Annotated in this window: 18 protein-coding genes and 2 pseudogenes; 15 read left to right on the top strand and 5 right to left on the bottom strand. The window is 43.5% G+C overall.

From position 1 onward, the window contains the following. Window positions 1-142 precede the first annotated feature (142 nt). The 5 genes from M1K46_RS18415 (at window position 143) to M1K46_RS18395 (ending at window position 4,519) form a co-directional block, all read left to right on the top strand. A complete protein-coding gene (locus M1K46_RS18415; RefSeq protein ID WP_053355830.1) occupies window positions 143-424 on the top strand; it encodes a PTS sugar transporter subunit IIB in 282 nt (93 codons plus the stop codon). A 23-nt stretch (window positions 425-447) separates the two neighbouring features. Next, window positions 448-1,818: a PTS ascorbate transporter subunit IIC gene (locus M1K46_RS18410; protein ID WP_256227168.1), complete on the top strand. Its 1,371-nt coding sequence runs from the start codon at window positions 448-450 to the stop codon at window positions 1,816-1,818. A gap of 27 nt (window positions 1,819-1,845) precedes the next feature. Next, window positions 1,846-2,697: a transketolase gene (locus M1K46_RS18405; RefSeq protein ID WP_256227167.1), complete on the top strand. Its 852-nt coding sequence runs from the start codon at window positions 1,846-1,848 to the stop codon at window positions 2,695-2,697. Further along, window positions 2,694-3,656, top strand: a complete 963-nt coding sequence (locus M1K46_RS18400) for a transketolase family protein (RefSeq protein ID WP_256227166.1) — start codon at window positions 2,694-2,696, stop codon at window positions 3,654-3,656. Before M1K46_RS18405 ends, M1K46_RS18400 begins: the two co-directional genes overlap by 4 nt. A 260-nt stretch (window positions 3,657-3,916) precedes the next feature. After that, window positions 3,917-4,519: a YiiX/YebB-like N1pC/P60 family cysteine hydrolase gene (locus tag M1K46_RS18395; RefSeq protein ID WP_053355826.1), complete on the top strand. Its 603-nt coding sequence runs from the start codon at window positions 3,917-3,919 to the stop codon at window positions 4,517-4,519. 43 nt (window positions 4,520-4,562) lie between these two features. Here M1K46_RS18395 and M1K46_RS18390 read toward each other — a convergent pair whose 3' ends face one another. Beyond that, complete coding sequence (locus tag M1K46_RS18390; protein WP_256227165.1) at window positions 4,563-6,719, bottom strand: SH3 domain-containing protein; 2,157 nt, start codon at window positions 6,717-6,719, stop codon at window positions 4,563-4,565. Between the two features lie 257 nt (window positions 6,720-6,976). Here M1K46_RS18390 and menE point away from each other — a divergent pair, with 257 nt between their 5' ends. Further along, window positions 6,977-8,536, top strand: coding sequence for an o-succinylbenzoate--CoA ligase (gene menE / locus M1K46_RS18385; RefSeq protein ID WP_256227164.1), 1,560 nt, complete (start codon window positions 6,977-6,979; stop codon window positions 8,534-8,536). A gap of 684 nt (window positions 8,537-9,220) precedes the next feature. On the opposite strand, the gene M1K46_RS18380 is transcribed toward menE, so the two are convergent. From M1K46_RS18380 to M1K46_RS18365, 4 genes are read right to left on the bottom strand one after another with little or no spacing between them, the layout of a single operon-like run. Then, window positions 9,221-9,622, bottom strand: coding sequence for a hypothetical protein (locus tag M1K46_RS18380; protein WP_256227163.1), 402 nt, complete (start codon window positions 9,620-9,622; stop codon window positions 9,221-9,223). Window positions 9,623-9,633: 11 nt separating this feature from the next. After that, window positions 9,634-10,161: an NAD(P)H-dependent oxidoreductase gene (locus M1K46_RS18375; protein ID WP_062238815.1), complete on the bottom strand. Its 528-nt coding sequence runs from the start codon at window positions 10,159-10,161 to the stop codon at window positions 9,634-9,636. Window positions 10,162-10,195: 34 nt separating this feature from the next. Further along, entirely contained in the window at window positions 10,196-11,818 is a 1,623-nt protein-coding gene (locus M1K46_RS18370; protein ID WP_256227162.1) for a DHA2 family efflux MFS transporter permease subunit, read from the bottom strand. A gap of 43 nt (window positions 11,819-11,861) precedes the next feature. After that, on the bottom strand, window positions 11,862-12,500 hold the full coding sequence (locus M1K46_RS18365) for an HlyD family efflux transporter periplasmic adaptor subunit (protein ID WP_053355820.1): 639 nt from the start codon (window positions 12,498-12,500) through the stop codon (window positions 11,862-11,864). A gap of 234 nt (window positions 12,501-12,734) precedes the next feature. On the opposite strand from M1K46_RS18365, the gene M1K46_RS18360 reads away from it, so the two are divergent. The 9 genes and pseudogenes from M1K46_RS18360 to M1K46_RS18320 form a co-directional block, all read left to right on the top strand. After that, on the top strand, window positions 12,735-13,184 hold the full coding sequence (locus M1K46_RS18360; RefSeq protein WP_248251395.1) for a MarR family winged helix-turn-helix transcriptional regulator: 450 nt from the start codon (window positions 12,735-12,737) through the stop codon (window positions 13,182-13,184). A gap of 55 nt (window positions 13,185-13,239) precedes the next feature. Next, window positions 13,240-13,659, top strand: coding sequence for a MarR family winged helix-turn-helix transcriptional regulator (locus M1K46_RS18355; RefSeq protein WP_053355818.1), 420 nt, complete (start codon window positions 13,240-13,242; stop codon window positions 13,657-13,659). Window positions 13,660-13,762: 103 nt separating this feature from the next. Next, a complete protein-coding gene (gene pssA, locus M1K46_RS18350) occupies window positions 13,763-14,470 on the top strand; it encodes a CDP-diacylglycerol--serine O-phosphatidyltransferase (protein WP_256227161.1) in 708 nt (235 codons plus the stop codon). Window positions 14,471-15,052: 582 nt separating this feature from the next. Then, window positions 15,053-15,673, top strand: a complete 621-nt coding sequence (locus M1K46_RS18345; RefSeq protein WP_256227160.1) for a TetR/AcrR family transcriptional regulator — start codon at window positions 15,053-15,055, stop codon at window positions 15,671-15,673. Between the two features lie 16 nt (window positions 15,674-15,689). Beyond that, window positions 15,690-16,583, top strand: a complete 894-nt coding sequence (locus M1K46_RS18340) for an ABC transporter ATP-binding protein (protein WP_256227159.1) — start codon at window positions 15,690-15,692, stop codon at window positions 16,581-16,583. Beyond that, window positions 16,580-17,377 carry an ABC transporter permease subunit gene (locus tag M1K46_RS18335; protein ID WP_256227158.1) on the top strand — a complete coding sequence of 266 codons (798 nt, stop codon included), beginning with the start codon at window positions 16,580-16,582 and terminating at the stop codon, window positions 17,375-17,377. Before M1K46_RS18340 ends, M1K46_RS18335 begins: the two co-directional genes overlap by 4 nt. A gap of 25 nt (window positions 17,378-17,402) precedes the next feature. Next, the gene (locus tag M1K46_RS18330) at window positions 17,403-18,194 is read left to right on the top strand and encodes an ABC transporter permease subunit (RefSeq protein ID WP_256227157.1); all 792 of its coding nucleotides are present in this window, start codon (window positions 17,403-17,405) and stop codon (window positions 18,192-18,194) included. Between the two features lie 127 nt (window positions 18,195-18,321). Continuing rightward, window positions 18,322-18,710, top strand: a pseudogene (locus M1K46_RS18325) (gas vesicle protein). Between the two features lie 338 nt (window positions 18,711-19,048). Continuing rightward, window positions 19,049-19,254, top strand: a pseudogene (locus tag M1K46_RS18320) (hydroxylamine reductase); the annotation flags it as partial. Window positions 19,255-19,376 lie beyond the last annotated feature (122 nt).

Below are 19,376 nucleotides of genomic sequence, written 5' to 3'. Positions count from 1 at the left end.
ATGCCTTCACGAAGCCTTTAGATCCCAAAGTTACTCTATCTACCCGTTAGCTTAAATTCAGTGGTTTTGAAATCCTGTGAATAAGCGAGTATTCGCAAGAAAATCGTATTAAACTGAGGGAGTTGAAGGGGAGGCAGATGTAATGAGAATTTTAGCCATTTGCGGTTCAGGTTTAGGAAGCAGCTTTATTCTGGAAATGAACGTTCAGGAAATCATTAACGAGCTCGGTGTGACAGGCGTGGAGGTAAGCCATTCTGATTTAAGTTCGGCTACCCCTGATATGGCAGATCTATTTATAGCTGCCAGGGATATTGCGGAAAGTGCCACCCACTTAGGAGAGGTTGTTGTTATTGACAGCATTATTGATATGGATGGAATCCGGGAGAAATTAAGAGAAGAGTTTACCAAAAAAGGAATGCTCTAGAGAGCATAAAGGGGGAACTGGAAATGGGTGAAAGATTTCTTAAATTGATGATGGACATTCTGAGTCAGCCTGCTGTTCTTGTTGCGTTAATTTCTTTTATAGGTCTGCTTCTTCAGAAAAAACCAGCGAGTGAAGTTGTAAAAGGAACAACAAAGTCTTTCCTTGGCTTTCTTGTTATTGCTGCAGGGGCAAATATCCTGGTTGGGGCACTGGATCCATTCGGAAAAATGTTTCAGGAAGCCTTTCATGTAAATGGGGTTGTCCCTAATAATGAAGCCATTGTAGCGATGGCACTGACAAAGTACGGATCGGCAACGGCTTTAATCATGTTTTTTGGAATGATTGCCAACATTCTGGTGGCCAGATTTACTCCATTAAAATATATCTTTCTGACAGGACATCACACATTATACATGGCCTGTATGATTGCCATCATCTTAGTTGTTTCAGGATTAAAAGGAATAGGTCTGATTATTGTAGGTTCAATTGCCCTTGGTTTAACGATGGCAGTATTTCCGGCTATGACCCAGCCCTTTATGCGGAAAATAGTAGGGAACGATAATGTAGGCTTTGGGCACTTTTCATCTCTTGGCTATATTCTTTCAGGATTAGTAGGAAAAGTAGTTGGAAAGGGATCTCGTTCTACTGAAAAAATCAACTTCCCTAAAGGCCTTGCTTTTCTGCGTGACAGTTCAGTTACTATTGCTCTCACTATGACGATTCTCTACTTGGTTATTGCGCTGTTTGCGGGCCCTTCATATGTTGAAAAAGAATTAAGTAATGGAACACATTACCTTGTCTTCGCTGTTATCCAGGCGGTAACCTTTGCTGCTGGGGTATTCGTCATCCTTTCTGGGGTTCGACTGGTACTGGCTGAAATTGTACCGGCATTTAAAGGGATTTCTACTAAACTGGTACCCAATTCCAAACCTGCGCTTGATTGTCCAATTGTATTCCCCTATGCACCTAATGCGGTATTGATTGGTTTCTTCTGCAGCTTTTTAGGCGGAATTGTAGGCATGGCGATATTGGGCTGGGCTGGTGCGGTGATCATATTACCAGGAGTTGTACCTCATTTCTTCACAGGGGCTACAGCAGGTGTATTCGGTAATGCAACTGGCGGCATACGCGGTGCAACAATCGGCTCGTTTGCTAACGGCTTGCTAATTACATTTCTTCCTGTTTTCTTGCTTCCAGTCCTGGGAGATCTCGGTTTTGCCAATACCACCTTCTCAGACAGCGATTTTGGCGGAACAGGAATCATTCTAGGAAACGTGGCCGATTCATTTGGTGCGACAGGCGTTACGATCTTTGTGGCAGCAGTGTTAGTTATTGCAGTTCTCTTCGGTTTACGAAAAAAACCACAAAGTGAAAAGGAAGAGGTTTCTGCTTGAGGCTAGTACCAATATAGGAGGTTTTCAATGAGCAATACAATTTCCGAAATTGAACAGTTTAGAGACCAAATTCGGCTGAAAACGTTAAAGGAACTCTATCATCTGGGCTTTGGCCATTATGGAGGAAGCTTGTCGATAGTCGAAACCCTGGCTGTGTTGTATGGCGGCGTCTTGAAGATTGACCCTGCCAACCCCAGATGGGAGGAACGGGATTATTTTATCCTATCTAAAGGCCACGGAGGTCCAGCTTATTATGCGGCATTAGCATTAAAGGGATTTTTCCGGGAAGAGCTGCTATACACACTAAATCAGAACGGGACATCGCTGCCTTCTCATCCTGACCGAAACCTTACACCAGGAGTGGATATGACAACAGGCTCACTCGGCCAGGGAATTTCTGCAGCGGTTGGTGTGGCACTTTCCCATAAGCTGTCAGGGAATTCTAATAGCACGTATTGCATTGTGGGTGACGGTGAATTAAATGAGGGGCAGTGCTGGGAGGCGTTTCAGTTTGCTGCCCATCACAAATTGAACCATCTTTCTGTTTTTGTAGATGATAATAAAAAGCAGCTCGATGGATTAACAAAGGACATTATCGATCCTATCGATTTTGCTGAAAAGTTCAAGGCCTTTGGCTTCTATACTCTACAAGTAGACGGAAGCTCCATTCAGGAAATTTATGATGCTATTAAGCTTGGAAAGATACAAAATGAAAAACCGGTTGCCATTATATTAGATACGATAAAAGGTCAGGGTGTCCCATATCTTGAAACAAAGGCAGACAATCACCACATCCGTCCGAATCCTGAGGATGAAGCGGCCATACTTGAAGCTATAGCAGACCTTGAGAGAAGGATGGAAAGGACGGTAACAGGATGATTGAATCAGCAGCTGCATCCTATGAAGTGGAAGAAGTTGAAATGAGGCAGGCATATGCCAGCACTCTGCTTGAACTGGCAAAACAAAATCCAAACATCATTGCACTGGAAGCTGACCTCATGAGTTCCATTTCTACCAATAAAATTCAAGGGCAAATACCAAATCAGCTGATTAACTGTGGCATCATGGAAGCAAATATGATGGGGATAGCTGCCGGGCTGGCATTGACTGGGAAAATTCCTTTTCTTCATACATTTGCTCAGTTTGCTACCCGCCGTGCTTTTGATCAGTTGTTTGTATCAGGGGGATATGCCAGGTTAAATTTAAAAATTTTAGGATCGGATTCAGGAGTAACAGCGGAACATAATGGTGGAACACATATGGCTTTCGAAGATCTTGGTCTTCTTCGTCTCATACCGAATGCAGTTGTGTACGAAGCAAGCGACTCAACCATGCTGTCCTATTTACTCCGTAAAGTTTCCGGTGAATATGGTGTTCACTATATACGGACAATGCGGAAAGCAGCCGTGAAAATTTACACTTCTGGTGAAACATTTGAAGAGGGAAAAGGGAAGCTTCTTCGTGAAGGAGGAGATGTCACTATCATCGCTAGTGGAATTATGGTGGCTGAGGCTTTAAAGGCTGCTGATATCCTCCATAATAATGGAGTCCAGGCAACGGTTATCGATATGTATTCCATTAAGCCGATTGATAAAGAGTTAATTATAAAGTATGCAAAGAAAACAGGTGCAATCGTAACAGCAGAAAACCATAATGTAATAGGAGGGCTGGGGAGTGCCGTTGCTGAAGTATTAAGCGAGCATTGTCCTGTGCCTTTGAGAAGGATTGGCGTCAAGGAACAGTTTGGCCAGGTAGGTAAAACGGAATATTTGAAGGAAGTATACAACCTGACGGCCAGGAATATTGTAGAATGTGTAAATGAGGTTAAATCGTATTGAAAGCAAACCGAACAGGTTTGCTTTTTTTTCTGTTTGTTCATGTTGTTGTTTTGGTAGGGTGTGTATCACCCCTTATTTTTGGAGAAAAGACTTTAGGGCTTCTTTTAAGCATCAGTATGGGATGCCCAATAGGATTGGAAATCGATTTAAGGAATTCTTACCATGTATAATGAATAAAAAGAGTTAATATATCCCATTCAAACAAAAGGAATTTATGGAATAATATGACTTGTGTTTATTAACAAAGGGGGGAGAATTCTATGAAACTAGTTAAGTCAATTTTGGTTTCAGCTTTATTATTTTCAATGTTTCTTGCTTATGGACCGAGTTCGGCAGAAGCTGCAAAAGTTAAAGGTTTTGATTACAAGCCTGGCGATGTACTGATCACAAAATCGTATAGTTCCTACAAACTGGTAGGACATGCTGGAATTGTGCTGCCTGACGGAAAGAATGTACTTTTTACAAGTACTAGCAACAACAAAAAGCCTTACGTTTGGAGTATCAGCAAATGGCTGGATCACTATGATACAACCAAAGTAGTCCGGCATAAAAGTACTACTGTAGCAGGAAAAGCAGCGAAGAACGCTTATGATAATTACTGGAAAACAGGTGCCAAGTATAAAAACAGTACATACAAGGTTTCTACTGATCCTACAAATAGAAAATATCTTTATTGTTCTGAAATAGTTTGGCAGGCTTACTACTATGGAGCAGGTGTTGATTACCAAATGAAAATGTGGAATCAAGGGACTTCAAGGTACATTTATGTTAGGCCATCCATAGTAAAACCGTATTTTTATGTGGACACAGAATTACAAAAGCACAATGGATTTTCTACGGTGAAAAAAATCAACTGGAATTAAGAAAATAAGAAAAAGCAGACAACAAGTCTGCTTTTTCTTATTTTTATTTGCTGATTGTATTATAAGCAGGAATATCCAATATAAGTTTATAGGATGAAAGCAGCTTGTAAAGATTGTACATCTGGGTCGTCTGTTTAGAGGCCCACCCGATATCGCTTGCATATTGATGAGTGGCTTTGCCTGTTAGTGACGCAGCTAACGGATTCCATCTCATTTTATAGAGCGTATCCTGTCCAGCCTGGATATAGCCATTGGATATAAATTGTGCTCCGCCAATAATGGCAGCATTGGGGGTAAACCATCCCTTATCATAAGCGTATTTTGCCCCCATGTTAATAGGATCGCTGTCAACCGCTCCAATTCCATACATATTGTAAACCATCTGGCCATTATAGAGGATTCCGTTTGCCAGCTTGGATGTACCGTTGCCAGTTTCAAGAAGTGCATGGGAGATCAGGTAGATTTCATTTACTCCATATGCTTTTCCTGCCTCAATGAACGCATCTGCCTTTCCTGCAAGAATACCTTTGCCTGCAAGGATCCGATCATTGACTTCACTGTTAAGAACACTTGCACTTTGAGAGAGCTTTAAAAATTGTAAGGACTTTACCGCATCGCCCTTAAAATTGTTAACGTCCAAATAATATTTTACGTCATCAGGGCTCGCATTGACCCACTTGTTATTGTAGATCACTTGATACCAGTTGTAGCCGTCAGCGCCTTTCACGGTGTTAACGATCTGAAGGATGTCCCCGTTGCTGACATTGCCTACTGCCCAGTACTGGTCCCCGGCACCGCCTCTGACGCGCCAGCCGGTTCCATCAACAATTCCGGATGTACTGCTTGTCAGATCAAGTGCATCTTCGCGGATAAACGTATTGTACTTTTTATCGGTCTGAGGGTTTACCTTCATCTGAATGGCTACCATCTCATCCAATGTCTTTCCGTAGGCAGTATTTGTGATACCAGGTGTTGCTTCTACCTGATCCACCAGGTAAGAGGAGCTGACATAGCCGGTTTTTCCGCTTGCGGATACTTTGGCCCAGCCTTTGGTCTCCGATTGTACGGTAACAGGTGTGTTGTGTTTAAGTACGGCCAGGACGGAATAGGTAGTGGCCGGACCGGAACGCATGTTGAGGTTGGAGTTTATTCCGACCTTCACAAACTTAATCACTGTCTTTGCCGGTTCTGCTGGCTTGCTGGCCACTGGCTTAGCAGCAGAGAGGTAGCTTGTATTGACATACCCATCTTTGTTATTGGCCTTGATCTTGGCCCATCCTTTTGATTCGGAGTAGACGGTAACTTCCAGGCCATTTACTAGTTTGGTGATGATGGCTGCATTTGCAGAAGGGCTTTTCCTAAGATTAAGTGTATCGGATGTTACCTTTACATATTTGGTTGTCGTCTTAGGGGCAGCAGGCTTGGGTGCACTAACCACCGGCTTTTTGGCAGAAAGGTACACGGAGCTGACATACCCGTTTTTGCCATTGGCTTTGATTTTGGCCCACCCTTTCGACTCGGTATATACCGTAACAGCCAAACCATTCTTTAGTTTTGTTACGGCCGTTGAACTTGCGGAGGCACTTTTTCTCAGAGTGAGAGTGTCTCCTGCTTTCACCATAACATATTTCGTAACGGTTTTCGGTTTAGGTGCTGCAGTGGCGGCTGCTGGTTTAGAAGTGGACAAATAAGCCGAGCTGACGTAGCCGATTTTTCCGCTTGCTGCAATTTTAGACCAGCCTTTTGATTGGGAATAAAACGTAACCTTTGTTCCTTTTGCTAATTTGACGATGACCGTTGCACTGGATGAAGCGCTTTTGCGCATATTCAACGTGCCCTGGGTCACTTTTACATACTTAATGGCAGTTGTAGGTTTGGCGGCACTTATCGTGGTTTTGGTGGTTGAAGGCTTGGAAACCAGATATTTTGAACTGACATAGCCATACTTCCCGTTATATTTGAGCCTAGCCCATCCTTTGCTTTCAGAATAGACGATTACTTTGTTGCCTTTTACGAGCTTGCCGATGACGGCTGACTTTGTCGTTGAGCTTTTACGCAAGTTCAGGCTTGAGCTTGCACTGACATTCACATACTTTGTTTTTAACTCCTGAGCGGACACGGGATTGGCATGTATACCCTGGTATAAAGCGGCTGTGGTTAGTACGGCAAAACAAAACCCCGGAATTGCTAGCTTTTTCATCTCAATCTCCTCTGCACATCATTCTAAAATCAAAACGTTTCACAATTGTTTGATTCATAGATGTGTATCGGCAAATGGTCTGAATTGTTTTATTACATTTAGTTAACAATTCGATAAAATAGTTCTATTTTAGTAGTTAAATAACAAGGGATTCTAATAGTTCTGGGGAAATAGTACCTAACAGGAAATAGGGGCTCTTACAACTTTTGTGATGGCATTGCTCGATTCTACTCTAAAAATAATGGGAGGAAGAATGAATGTATCCGACGATTGGAAGGTTATTTGAGCAGACGGTAAGAAAGTATCCAGGTAAAGAGGCGCTGGTCGATCTATCCCGGAGCCAAAGGTGGACGTACGGAGAATGGGATCAGTATGTCAACCGCACGGCACAGGCGTTTCTGGCAGCCGGGGTAAGGAAGGGGGATGTTGTTTCTGTTTTTATGTACAACTCAAGTGAATTTGCGACGGTTTACTTCGCTTGTGCAAAAATAGGCGCGGTCATCAATCCCATCAACTTTCGGTTAAAGTCAGGTGAAGTCTTGTACATACTCAACGATTCCAAGCCTGTTCTTTTTATTTATGAAAAAGATCTGGAGCAGCAGGTGAAGGTTCTGTTTGATGAATTTCCGCTTGTCTCCTTCTGGTCTGTCAGCGAGAAGGTTCCGGATCAGGCAGTCCGTTTTCACGATCGGGTTCAAGAAGCTCAAGCCCAGGCGCCGAATGTTGAGTTGGATGAAAACGACTTGTACGCCATCATGTATACGAGCGGGACGACCGGACAGCCGAAGGGCGTGATGCACCGCCACAGAGACATGATCGAGCAAAGTTTGACCTGCATGCAGGCGCTGCAGCTGAGACCATCTGACAGAGGGCTGACAGCAGCCCCGATGTTCCACTGTGCTGAACTGCACTGCGCTTTTTTGCCGCGTGTTCATAATGGATGTACGACAGTGATCATGCACCATTTTGATGCAAAAGAAGTTCTCCAAACGATTCAGGACGAGAAAATTTCCGTCATGTTTGCAGCGCCTACCATGTGGAATATGATGCTGCAGGAAGATCTGTCGCAATACGAGACCTCTTCCATGAGATTTGGGCTTTATGGCGGGGCATCGATGGCACCGGTTCTCGTGCGGGAACTTGGTGAAAAGTTGGGCATTAAGCTTGTACAAGCGTATGGCATGACGGAGATGGGACCGGCTATCGCCTTTTTGTTTGAAGACGAACAGGAGGCTAAAGCAGGTTCGGCGGGTAAAGCCTGCTTTAACCATGAAATTCGTGTCGTGCGTCCGGGAACTCAAGGGCCGTCTGATCCGGAAGACATTCTTCCGCCGGGAGAGGCTGGAGAGATCATCGTCAAGGGGCCGAGTATGATGAAAGGGTACTACAACCGGGAAGAGGCGACAGATCAAGCTGTACATAAAGGCTGGTACCATAGCGGGGATATCGGCTATATGGATGAGGAAGGATACCTTTTCGTTTCTGACCGGATGGACGATATGATCATCAGTGGTGGAGAAAACATCTACCCGCGTGAGGTGGAAGACCTTTTATACGAGCATGAAGGGGTTCTTGATGTCGCTGTGCTGGGAGAGCCGGATGAAAAGTGGGGAGAGCGGGTGACGGCCGTCATCGTGAAAAAAGCAGGAGAGCTGACCGAAGATGCGCTTGATGAATTCTGCAGAAACAGCCATAAGCTGGCAGACTACAAGCGGCCGAGGAAATTTATCTTTGTCGATGAAATGCCAAGAAACGCGAGCGGCAAGATCCAAAAATTCCTGCTGCGTGAAAAGTATACGAACATCTCTGCAAAATAAAAAGAAGCCGTTAGAGCTGCGGTAGAAGGGCCTGCTGGATTTTTTGGCTGACATCACCGCGGCTTATGACACCGATTTGCCGTTTTTCTTTGTCTACAGCGGGAAGTTTTTTAAAATAGTGCTTTGCGAGCAGACGCAGTACTTCAAATTTGGCTTGACCACGTATACGGAAGGAAAGAAGAAAAAAGTAAAACCTGTATCGCCTTATGGCGGCACAGGTTTTCTATTTTTGTATGGTGAAATGAGGCAGTGGGCTGACTTTTTTATGAAAATGAGGTGTTTTGCAAGTATATGGTAGATTCTCGCAAGTAAAGTCGGCCTTCTCGCAAGTAAATGGTGGATTATTGCAAGTAAAGTCAGTATTTTTGCAAGTAACTCTTGTCGAACTGCAAGTAAAATTCTTTTCTTAAAGTTTACGTTCAAACTCTTCCTGCTTTTTCACCCGTTAATAGCCAGTATCTTTTAAAACTGATGCGCTCCGTTGCCTGAGCGCAGGCAGCGGATCAGCTGGCAGGCGCGCTCCCTCGCCCACGTTTCATATCGTATCATGATCCATCTCATCGTGAGGAGAAACAATATTAGATGAACACTTACACTTTCATAAAAAGTACCTCTTATCGTATAAACTATAAAAATGGATTAAAGAAAAGCCATAGAAGTCATCATTCTATGGCTTTTACCTTGTTAGTTATCGCGTTTTTTATTCATTGATTTTAAAGCATTGCGGTAATCGTTATCTTTCATTGAATGTTTTTCTGTTGTTTCAGCCGGAGGAGCGGCAGGCTTAGCAGGTGTTTTTAACCGCCGCAGAGCATGACGGTACTCCGTGTCACTCATAGCATTCGGGTCTTTCTCTGGTACGTTCTCTTCTATTGCTGGCGATGGTGGAGCCATATTCTCGTGATTTTCCTGGGCAGCGGCAGCTGTTTCTTCTTGTACAGGCTTCTGTATCGGTTCTTCCGCAACCGGAGACTTGTTTTCATCTGCTGTATTCGCCTTGCCTTTAGCGGCAAAAGCCCTCGTATTAATAACAATTAAGACTGCAATTAAAATCACGGCGACTACAATAAGTAATATGCCGATCATTTTTCCATCACCTACCGTTCTGTAAATTGCTGTGCAACAAGAGCTACACGCTCTCCCAATGCGCGTCCAAGAGCCTGGTCGTCCTCGGTAATGAGTTCATTCCCTTCAATCGGACAAGTTATTCCCACTCCGTAGTAAGATCCATACAGGGCGTTTTCCGGGACATTACCTGGAAGTCCTGCGATGATCATACCTTGGTGAAGCATTGGAGTAATGAGGTTAAGAAGAGTCGCTTCTAAACCGCCGTGAGTTGTAGCTGTTGTACAGAACACAGCCCCCACTTTGTTGATTAGTTTTCCTTCTGCCCATAGATAGCCAAGCTTGTCGATCCAGCTTTTTAGCCCTGAGCTGATGGTGCCGAAATGTCCTGGGCATCCCCAGATGATCGCATCCATCTTAGGAAGGGAGTAAACATCTGCTTCATCTACATGCTGCAGATAGACATTTGCGCCGTTCACTTGCTGTGCTCCAGCTGCGATGGATTCGGCAAGTGCCTTTGTATGGCCGCCTTCACTATCGTAGACAATACATATATTCATGAAACATTCCTCCAGATTTTAATAGAGTAGGGTGTTAAGATACATTCTTTGGCGCTGGCAACAGCAGTACTTCCTCTTTCTGAGGTACTGGTGCAGCCGCTTCTCTAACCTTGTCTTTTCGGACATCACGGAGAAATAAGCTCAATACGAGACCAATGGCGGAAATAACGGTTGCTATGATGAAGGCATCGTTAATGCCGTTGATGCTGGACTGCTGGCTCGCTTTACCGAAAAGGATTTGAACTGCTTGCTGCTGGGCCTGTGATACAGGAAGATGAAGACTGACCGCTACCTTTTGAACAAAGTCATGGAATGAAGTCATAAAGAATGGATCGGCCGTATTCATGGCTCCTTCCATCTCATTCATATGGAACGTTGTTCGGTTCGTAAAGATGGTCGTGATCAAGCTGATACCGATCGAGCCTGATACTTGGCGAAGCGTGTTGGACATGGACGTGCCATGGCTGCTCAAGTGCTTCGGCAGCTGGTTAAGGCCGGCTGTCATGATCGGCATCATCAAGAAGGACATCCCAAACATACGGAACATATAGAGAACCACGATGAATGTGTAGGGGGTATCCATTGTCAGCCTTGTAAAGAAATACGTCGTTATCGTTGTGAGCGCCATACCGAAAATGGCAAGTGGACGAGGCCCCAATTTATCAAACAGTGTACCTGAAACAGGTGACATGACCAGCATGATCAAAGCTCCTGGCAGCAACAGCAGTCCGGAATCAAGCGGTGAATATCCCCGGATCGTCTGCAGATAGATCGGAAGCAAGAACATCCCGGAAAACAGACTGATCGTCAAAACGACGTTAATAACACTTGCTAATGAAAAGATTCCATAGTTGAAAATCCGCATGTCGAGCAGCGGCTTTTCAATACGAAGCTGTCTGATGGTAAAAATCATGAGCAGGACAGCACCTGCAATCATGGTTGAAAGAACAACCGCATCATCCCAGCCGTCATTTCCTGCTTCACTGAACCCATATAGAAGCAGCGACATACCGGCAAGAGACGTAAAGACGGAAAGGCCATCAACCTTAACCTTTTTCGGCGGCTGAATGTCTTTCAGGCTGAAAAAGGCAAAGATTAATACGATGACGCCCAGCGGCACCATTCCGGTAAAGAGAAGATGCCAGTCATAGTTTTGCACGACAAAGCCAGAAAGCGTAGGACCGACCGCCGGAGCAAACATCATGGCGAGACCAAAGATCCCCATCCCCTTACCCCGGATTTCCGGAGGGAATATAAAGATGATGATGGTCATGACAAGAGGTGCTAATACACCGCCGCCAACGGCCTGGATCAAACGCCCGACTAGCATGACAGGAAATCCCGTTGAAAGCCCGCAGATCAATGAACCTAACGTAAAGCAGAACATGGCAAACAAAAAGAGGCGGCGGACCGCGAACCGTTCAATCAGAAAAGGCGATAGCGGAATGAGCGCACCATTGACCAGCATGTAGCCTGTCAATAACCATTGAGCTGTATTGGCAGAAACTCCGAATTCTGTGATCAAGTGGGGAATAGCCACGTTCAGCAGTGTCTGGTTTAGGATGGCAAGGAATAATCCGATCATGAGTATGACTAATAAAGGAATGTATCTTTTGATATCGTGTGAGCCTTGAGGCTGTTGAAATTCGCTTGACATTTTTTCTTCCTCCTTTCTTAGGAAGTGCAGTTCTAATGATGGATTAGTTTTTAGAAATTTTTACTTCTGCGTTCATACCTGGCAATACTTTATCAGATGAGTTCGTGATTGAAATTTTAACAGGTACAGTTTGCGTTACTTTTGTGTAGTTGCCGTCATCGTTGGATTTAGGCATTAAAGAGAATAAAGAGTTAGTAGCAAAACCGATTTTTTCTACGTTTCCATCAAGAGTGGTTTCATCGTCACCATCTACAGTAACGTCAACTTGGTCACCCTCTTCGATATCTTTCAATTCATCTTCTTTAATGTTGGCGATCACGTATAGTTCATCCATGTTGACTTCACTTGCCAGTGTTTGGCCAGCTTGCACCATTTGGTCATTGTTGGCTTGTTTTTTAATGATGGTTCCATCGGCAGGAGTTGTGATTGACATGGATTTTTCAGCACCGGAAATTTTTCCGATTTTATCATCCTTTGTTACCTTCTTGCCTTCTTCCAAGTTCCAATCTGAAAGTTTTCCATCCGTTGGAGCAGTGATGTTGTGAAGTTCACCTGTTACCTTTGCATTGTCCGTCGAAACGTAGTTGTTGTTTTGGAAATAGTAATACGCTCCTCCTGCAATTAAAACGATTACTACTAGAAATGCGATGATGTTGGTCATGAGTAGACGACCTCTAGACATTTAGTTGCCCTCCTTAATTATTAATATTATTAACTTTAGGCCATAGCTAACTGTTAATGTTTGATACCTTTGTGAAAGATTTACTTTTTAGAAAAGATACTTTATGATAAAGGTATTGTATAAATAAACACTTTACCACAAAAAGGTTGAAAGGCACAATAAAAATGAATTTTAAATTTTATTGGGTTAATGATACTATCATGATGCAATGCAATAACCCAGAGGGGATCAGTCATGGACCGACAATTACAAGCTCAGATCGAGCAGCTGGATCACATTAAGGATACGTTCTTTCAATTGCGAAGAGCGTTTATTGAAAATCAAATAAAGGAATTTCCGTATAGTTTAACGGCTACCAAGTATGCGGTATTAAAGATGCTGTTTCAGAAACGCAGATGCATGGTTGTGGATATTTCGAACACGATGGGAATGACTTCCGGAGCCACAACAACACTCTTAAACCAGCTGGAGGAAGAACAGCTGATCTCTCGTACGCGGGATGAGAAGGATCGGAGAGTGGTCTGGATCGTATTATCGGAAACGGGTGAATCGCTGATTTCTGCTATTGTAGAAAAGCGAAATCACTTCTGGGCAGAGATGCTTGCAACACTGTCAAAGGAAGAGCAAGATGAATACATTCGATTGTTAAAAAAAATAGAAGCTGGAATTAAAGCCAAAGTTTGATGTGTGCCAATCTATTGCATCATCATTTCCTGCGCTGCAAGCAAGGAGAATCGTTATGAAAAATAGAGAAACTCTCGTTAAGGATCTCGTGACAAACTATAGAAACCAAACAAAGAAAATCCGGGCATGTTTTCATCCTTTGCTAAAGGATTTTATTCCGCTGAACGAATATGCGGCACTAAAGGTTCTTCGCTGCCAAGGTGACCAGATGGTATCGGAAATCGCTGATCAGCTGCAAGTGACGAACAGCCATATTTCCGTAACGAGCGATAAGTTGATCAATCGCGGTCTGGTCACACGTAAGCATAGTGAACAGGACCGCAGAATCGTTTATTTGTCGATCACGCCAAAAGGAGAGCAGCTGGCGGATAAAATGGATGATGTGCTGCAGGATTTCTATGAAGAAACGTTCAGTGAACTTTCAGAAGAAGAAATAGAAATGTTTATCAAGTTATTGAATAAAATAAAAATGTGAAGAAACACTGGGAAAAAACCCCTATAAATAGGGAAAGCAATTGTAAATTTCCTAAAATGCATTAGTATTAAAGTGTATAGTTTACATACAAAGGACGTGCTCAATGAAAAAGCATATACCCAATCTGCTTACACTTGGAAATTTATATTGCGGCTTTTTTTCCATCGGCTATATTATAGATGGCGACAGCAAGAACGCCACGATCCTGATCTTTATTGCAATCATGCTTGATGCGGTTGACGGCAGGGTGGCAAGAATTCTTGGCGTAACCAATGAGATGGGGAAGGAACTGGATTCCCTTGCCGATGTCGTTTCTTTCGGTGTCGCACCTGCCTTTTTGGCCGCTCACACTTTCTTTGCAGACTTTCATTATATATACGGTGTGGCGATGTCCGGCATTTTTCCTGTGTTCGGTGCCTACCGTTTGGCCCGTTTCAACGTGACCGCTCAGGAAGAGTCGCTGAAACACTTTACAGGGATCCCAATCACACTGGCTGGAGCGATCGTTACCTTTCTTGTGCTGTTTGTAAAAGTAATTCCGTTGGGGGTCTTCATCATCGCCTTTTACGGGCTGGCCGTTCTCATGGTCAGCACGATTAAAATACCAAGCTTCAAAAACATCAAACTGCCTAAAAACGGTGTGATCGTCACTCTGTTTTTGTTCTACATGTTCTACCTCTTAGCAAAAGCAAGGTTTGAAAAAGTGCCGGTGTTCTTCTACGTTGCACTGGCCATCTATATCCTGTTCATCATCATCCGGTTCATCCGTGTCAAAGAACCGAAGCTTCCGAGGTGGAAACGCGGGAGATGATGTTGAGAGCGCCCATCCTTTTTAGTGAAGGATGGGTGTTTTTTGTTGTGTGCTGCGTGCTTGCTGGCTGGTGTGCGTGCTGTGTGTATCGGCTTTGGTGGGTGGTGGGAAATGAATGTGTCAAAACATGTCGAACAGAGTCGTGTATAAACGGTTCGATAATAAAAACTCGGATTTCGATAATAAAATCAGTTTTTCGATAATAAATTGAGCTTTTCGATAATAAATCAGGATTATCGATAATAAGAAAGTTGACTGGGCTTTCATGCTCCATAATATCTCAGGATTTTAGCCCCAGATCTGTAAATAAACCAAAATTACTCCGATCAAACCCCTCAGACAAGCCAGAAAACCATTATTTACTCAACATCATTTATTTTCTGCCAAAAAAGAACCCCAAAACAGGCAAAACTCATACCAATCCTTAAAAACACTTCACCGCTTGCTAACCATAAGGTTCAAACAGCTAAATTTTGTCGAAAAGTTGTGGTTGACCACACAGGTCAATGCGCATATACTGTGATTGACCGAATTGGTCAACGCGACTATATAACGTTATAAATTACGAAAGAAGTGCTGCCTGTGTTTTCGAAATTTTACAATCTTGAAGATGAGAAACAAATTAAAATTTTAAATGCTGCCATCAAGGTTTACGTGCAAAAGGGCTATGACAATGCATCCACCAATGAAATTGTGAAGGAGGCCGGCATATCCAAAGGACTGCTGTTTCACTATTTCAAGAACAAAAAGACCTTGTATCTTTTCTTATTTGATCACTGTATCGAGGTGGTCATGGAAGACTTTTATAAAAAGGTAGTCATGGAGGAAACGGATTTTTTCAAAAGGCTTCACGACATGACGCTTATTAAGATGGAGCTGCTTCATACCTATCCTGACATCTTTCGTTTCTTTGAGAAAGCGATGCTGGAAGAGTCAGACCAAATTCGAAGCGAATTTCAAAGCAGGATTAAAACCTTTACGGCCAGCAGTTCCACTTGGCTTTTTGATGGAATTGACACCTCGAAGTTCCGTGATGACTTGGATCTCTCAAGGGTCATAAAAAGTATGCTGTGGGCATTTGAAGGGCTCAGTGAAGAAATTCTGGCCAAAGCGAAACTCCAAGATCTTGAGGTTGATTATGACGAGGTGTTTGCTGAAGCAACTGCTTACATTGAAATGTTTAAGAAAGCTTTTTATAAATGAACAGGAGGCTGCAGCCATGAATGTGATTGAGATCAAAAATTTAACGAAAAGATATGGCAATGCCAGGGGAATCGAAGACATCAGCTTTCATGTGGAAGAAGGGGAGATCTTTGGCTTCATCGGTCCGAACGGTGCCGGTAAATCCACAACGCTCCGCACGCTGCTGTCCATCATTTATCCAACGAGTGGAAGCGCTGCGATTTTCGGAAAAGACGTCATTAAGTACGGGCCGGAGATCAAAAAGCAGATCGGGTATCTGCCTTCAGAGGTGTTCTACTACGACAAAATGAAAGTGAAGGACCTGCTGAACTATTCAGCCAGCTTCTATAAAAAAGACTGCAAGAAACGGATTCGTGAACTCGCAGAAATCATGGATTTGGATCTTAATAAACGAATCGATGACTTGTCCTACGGAAACCGGAAAAAGGTTGGTATTGTTCAAGGCTTACTTCATGAACCGAAGCTGATCATTCTGGACGAACCGACCGGGGGACTGGATCCATTAATGCAGCAAAAGTTCTTTGATCTCTTGAAAGAGGAGAACAAAAAGGGAGCGACCATTCTGTTTTCCTCGCACATCCTGAGCGAAGTGCAGAAGATGTGTGACCGGGTTGCCATCATTAAAGAAGGAAAGCTCATTACGGTTGAGAAGATCAGTACCCTTCAAGAAAACAACCATAAGAAGATTAGAATTGAGACAAAACACCCGGTGGATGCTGGATGGTTTGCAGTGGATGGTGTGACGAACATGCAAAGTGAGGACAATAAGATCAGCTTCTTATACAGTGGCAACATTAACTTGATCATGAAAAAGCTTGCGGAAATTGAACTTTCGAACGTTTGGGTGGATGAGCCAGACCTTGAGGAAATCTTTCTTCATTATTATGAGAAGGAGGATGGTTCCAAGTGAATATCTTCTTGCATGAGCTTAAGGTGAACCGTAAGTCCATGCTGATCTGGGCATTTGCTCTAGCGGCAGTCACGGTACTGTTTTTCTCGATCTACCCATCGGTTGAAAAAGATGGAGATCAGTTTATTAAGGTCCTTCAAAATTATCCGGAAGGTGTGTTGAAGGCATTAGGCGTTCAGATCAACACGGTCACGTCACTCCTTGGATTTTACTCGTATTTCTTTTTATATGTGATGCTGTGCGGTGCCATTCAGGCGATGAATCTTGGAACCGGGATTTTATCCAAGGAAGTCAGCGGGAAGACAGCAGAGTTTATTCTCGCGAAGCCAGTGACGAGAGCGCAGATCATCACCGCTAAGCTGCTGGCTGTACTTTGTACGTTAATTTTCACGAATGTCATTTTTATTGCCGTTTCATACGGTATGGCGTTTGCAGTGGCAACAGCAGATTTTAACGAAGAAGCTTTCTTCTTCATGTCAGCGACAAACTTTTTTGTACAGCTCGTGTTTGCGTCGCTTGGTTTCCTTGTATCAGCAGCTTTTTCAAGGATCAGATCGGTACTGCCGCTCTCGCTAGGTACGGTCTTTGCTTTCTTTATCCTCAGCATGTTCGGCTCTGTCATAGGGGATAAAGCGATTCGCTATATTACACCGTTTAAATATTTTGATCTGTCATATATTATGAAGCATTCCTCTTATGAGCCGGTTTATATCAGTATTGAAGCTGCCGTCGTCATAGTGGCGATCGCGGCCAGTTATGTGCTGTTTACGAAAAAAGACATCCATGCGGCCTAGCAGGATAAGGAAGAGGTGATAAACGATGAACATCTTTTGGAGAGAGTTGAAATACAGCCGTAAATCCATGATTTGGTGGTGCGTCGGCATTCTCTTTATGGTGGTTTCAGGAATGAGCAAGTATGGGACCATGAAAAGTTCCGGTCAGTCTGTGAACGAGATCTTTGCTGCGATGCCTAAATCGCTTCAGGCCATATTTGGGTTAAGCTCACTGGATTTATCAACCGCCATGGGATTTTACGGCATGCTGTTTTCATATCTTGTCTTGATGGCAACTATCCATGCCGTCATGCTCGGCGCCAATATGATCGCAAAAGAAGAGCGTGACAAGACGTCAGAGTTTCTGATGGTCAAACCAGTATCCCGAACAAAAATTATTTCATCGAAGCTTGCAGCATCCATTGTACTGCTTGTGATCTTCAATCTCGTAACCTATGCTTTTTCGATTGCGATGGTGATGCACTATGACGCCGCAGCAGATACAAGTGAGATTGGGAAATTGATGGCTGGATTGTTTTTGCTGCAGCTCTTATTCCTGGCGATCGGAATGGCCATCGTATCGGTCAGCAAACGGCCGAAGTTGGCTACGTCCATTGCTACAGGCATCCTTCTCGTCACGTATATTCTGTCCATCGTCATTGAACTGAACGACAAGCTGGAAGCTCTTAAATACATTACGCCGTTTAAATACTTTGAGGCGAACCTGATAGAGAATAACGGATTTGATGGTGTGTTTGTCGTACTGTCGGCTGTGATTATTGTGACAGGAATTATGCTCACGTATGTTTCTTATCGAAAGAGAGATTTAAGGATTTAAATAAAATGCGTATTAAGAGACTCCTGAAAATGGGGCCTCTTTTTTGGTGGTAAAAAATCTTTTATTCTAGCAAACGCTTGTTCATTCCAAACAACTCTAGCAATCATATACTATTATACTTCGCCTCATGGTCAGCTCGAGCCTTTCGTTTGCGATCAACTTACCGGTACAATCAGGAAATCTGCTGGAAGTATTAGAAAAGATTTTGGACAAAGGGGTTGTCATCGCTGGTGATATTAAAATATCGGTGGCAGATGTAGATCTGTTGACCATAAAAATCCGTCTGCTCGTCGCCTCTGTCGATAAAGCCAAAGAGATATTGGCATGGATTGGTGGGAGAAGGACCCTTACTATTCCTCCAAAGGACTGATGGCAGAACAGAAGAAAGTTTTATTAGAGGAGAGAATTAACCGCCTGGAGAAGCTGATTGAGGAGAAGCCGCTGTTTCGCTGCCAGTGGATAGCGGGAAAAATGATAAGGATCTGGATCAGGGATGAATCTGTTCCCGAAACATAGACCAAATCTATGTTTCAGTTTTTTTATTTGGCTGTTTTTGTAACCTTTGTTGCTCTTGGGAGTGGTTGATTTCCGTTTCAGGATGCTCGCTTTCCGCGGGGCGTGCTCTGAACCCCTCGGCGCTTGCGCCTGCGGGTTTCACCTGTCCCGCTCGTCCCGCAGGACAAGGAAGGCTTCGGCAGCGTTATATCGCACGAAGAAAATGTGAAATTCATTTTCGAGGAGTCTCGCACCTTGCACTCCAATCAACTATAATGAAGGGTTCTTTACAAAATGTTCCCAAAGCAACAATCTTTTAGATTTTTATGAAAAAACGCTAACAGTAAAATAAAGAATAACTCCCAGTTAGCATCGTTCTTTCTTGGTTTGAACAAAAAGCGGTTGCATTCTACTCGGATTGTTCAGTCTTGGCATCGAAGACATTCGTATCGGACCCAAACCTCCTGAGTTTATCTCACAGGGAGTAATGCAAGTATTACAAGACATCTTTAATCTAAAGCTCATTGGGGATGTCGAGGAAGATACGAATGCCATGCTTTCTTAATGTCAGTGTATAGGAATCCTAAACATTTGTTTAGAAGGAGTCAGGCTCCAAGAAATCACAATTTAACAAACCTAAGCCCGAGGAGATCCCTCGGGCTTAGGTTTGTGCAAAAACTCAATATA

This window comes from Fictibacillus sp. WQ 8-8 (assembly GCF_024494405.1).
Lineage (GTDB): Bacteria > Bacillota > Bacilli > Bacillales > Fictibacillaceae > Fictibacillus_C > Fictibacillus_C marinisediminis.
Note: the sequence above shows the minus strand (reverse complement) of the source record. Positions and strands in the feature narration are given on the sequence as shown.

Coding starts and splice junctions, on each gene's coding strand:
- M1K46_RS18415 (WP_053355830.1), top strand. CDS start 143: ATGAGAATTTTAGCCATTTGCGGTTCAGGTTTAGGAAGCAGCTTTATT.
- M1K46_RS18410 (WP_256227168.1), top strand. CDS start 448: ATGGGTGAAAGATTTCTTAAATTGATGATGGACATTCTGAGTCAGCCT.
- M1K46_RS18405 (WP_256227167.1), top strand. CDS start 1,846: ATGAGCAATACAATTTCCGAAATTGAACAGTTTAGAGACCAAATTCGG.
- M1K46_RS18400 (WP_256227166.1), top strand. CDS start 2,694: ATGATTGAATCAGCAGCTGCATCCTATGAAGTGGAAGAAGTTGAAATG.
- M1K46_RS18395 (WP_053355826.1), top strand. CDS start 3,917: ATGAAACTAGTTAAGTCAATTTTGGTTTCAGCTTTATTATTTTCAATG.
- M1K46_RS18390 (WP_256227165.1), bottom strand. CDS start 6,719: ATGAAAAAGCTAGCAATTCCGGGGTTTTGTTTTGCCGTACTAACCACA.
- menE (WP_256227164.1), top strand. CDS start 6,977: ATGTATCCGACGATTGGAAGGTTATTTGAGCAGACGGTAAGAAAGTAT.
- M1K46_RS18380 (WP_256227163.1), bottom strand. CDS start 9,622: ATGATCGGCATATTACTTATTGTAGTCGCCGTGATTTTAATTGCAGTC.
- M1K46_RS18375 (WP_062238815.1), bottom strand. CDS start 10,161: ATGAATATATGTATTGTCTACGATAGTGAAGGCGGCCATACAAAGGCA.
- M1K46_RS18370 (WP_256227162.1), bottom strand. CDS start 11,818: ATGTCAAGCGAATTTCAACAGCCTCAAGGCTCACACGATATCAAAAGA.
- M1K46_RS18365 (WP_053355820.1), bottom strand. CDS start 12,500: ATGTCTAGAGGTCGTCTACTCATGACCAACATCATCGCATTTCTAGTA.
- M1K46_RS18360 (WP_248251395.1), top strand. CDS start 12,735: ATGGACCGACAATTACAAGCTCAGATCGAGCAGCTGGATCACATTAAG.
- M1K46_RS18355 (WP_053355818.1), top strand. CDS start 13,240: ATGAAAAATAGAGAAACTCTCGTTAAGGATCTCGTGACAAACTATAGA.
- pssA (WP_256227161.1), top strand. CDS start 13,763: ATGAAAAAGCATATACCCAATCTGCTTACACTTGGAAATTTATATTGC.
- M1K46_RS18340 (WP_256227159.1), top strand. CDS start 15,690: ATGAATGTGATTGAGATCAAAAATTTAACGAAAAGATATGGCAATGCC.
- M1K46_RS18330 (WP_256227157.1), top strand. CDS start 17,403: ATGAACATCTTTTGGAGAGAGTTGAAATACAGCCGTAAATCCATGATT.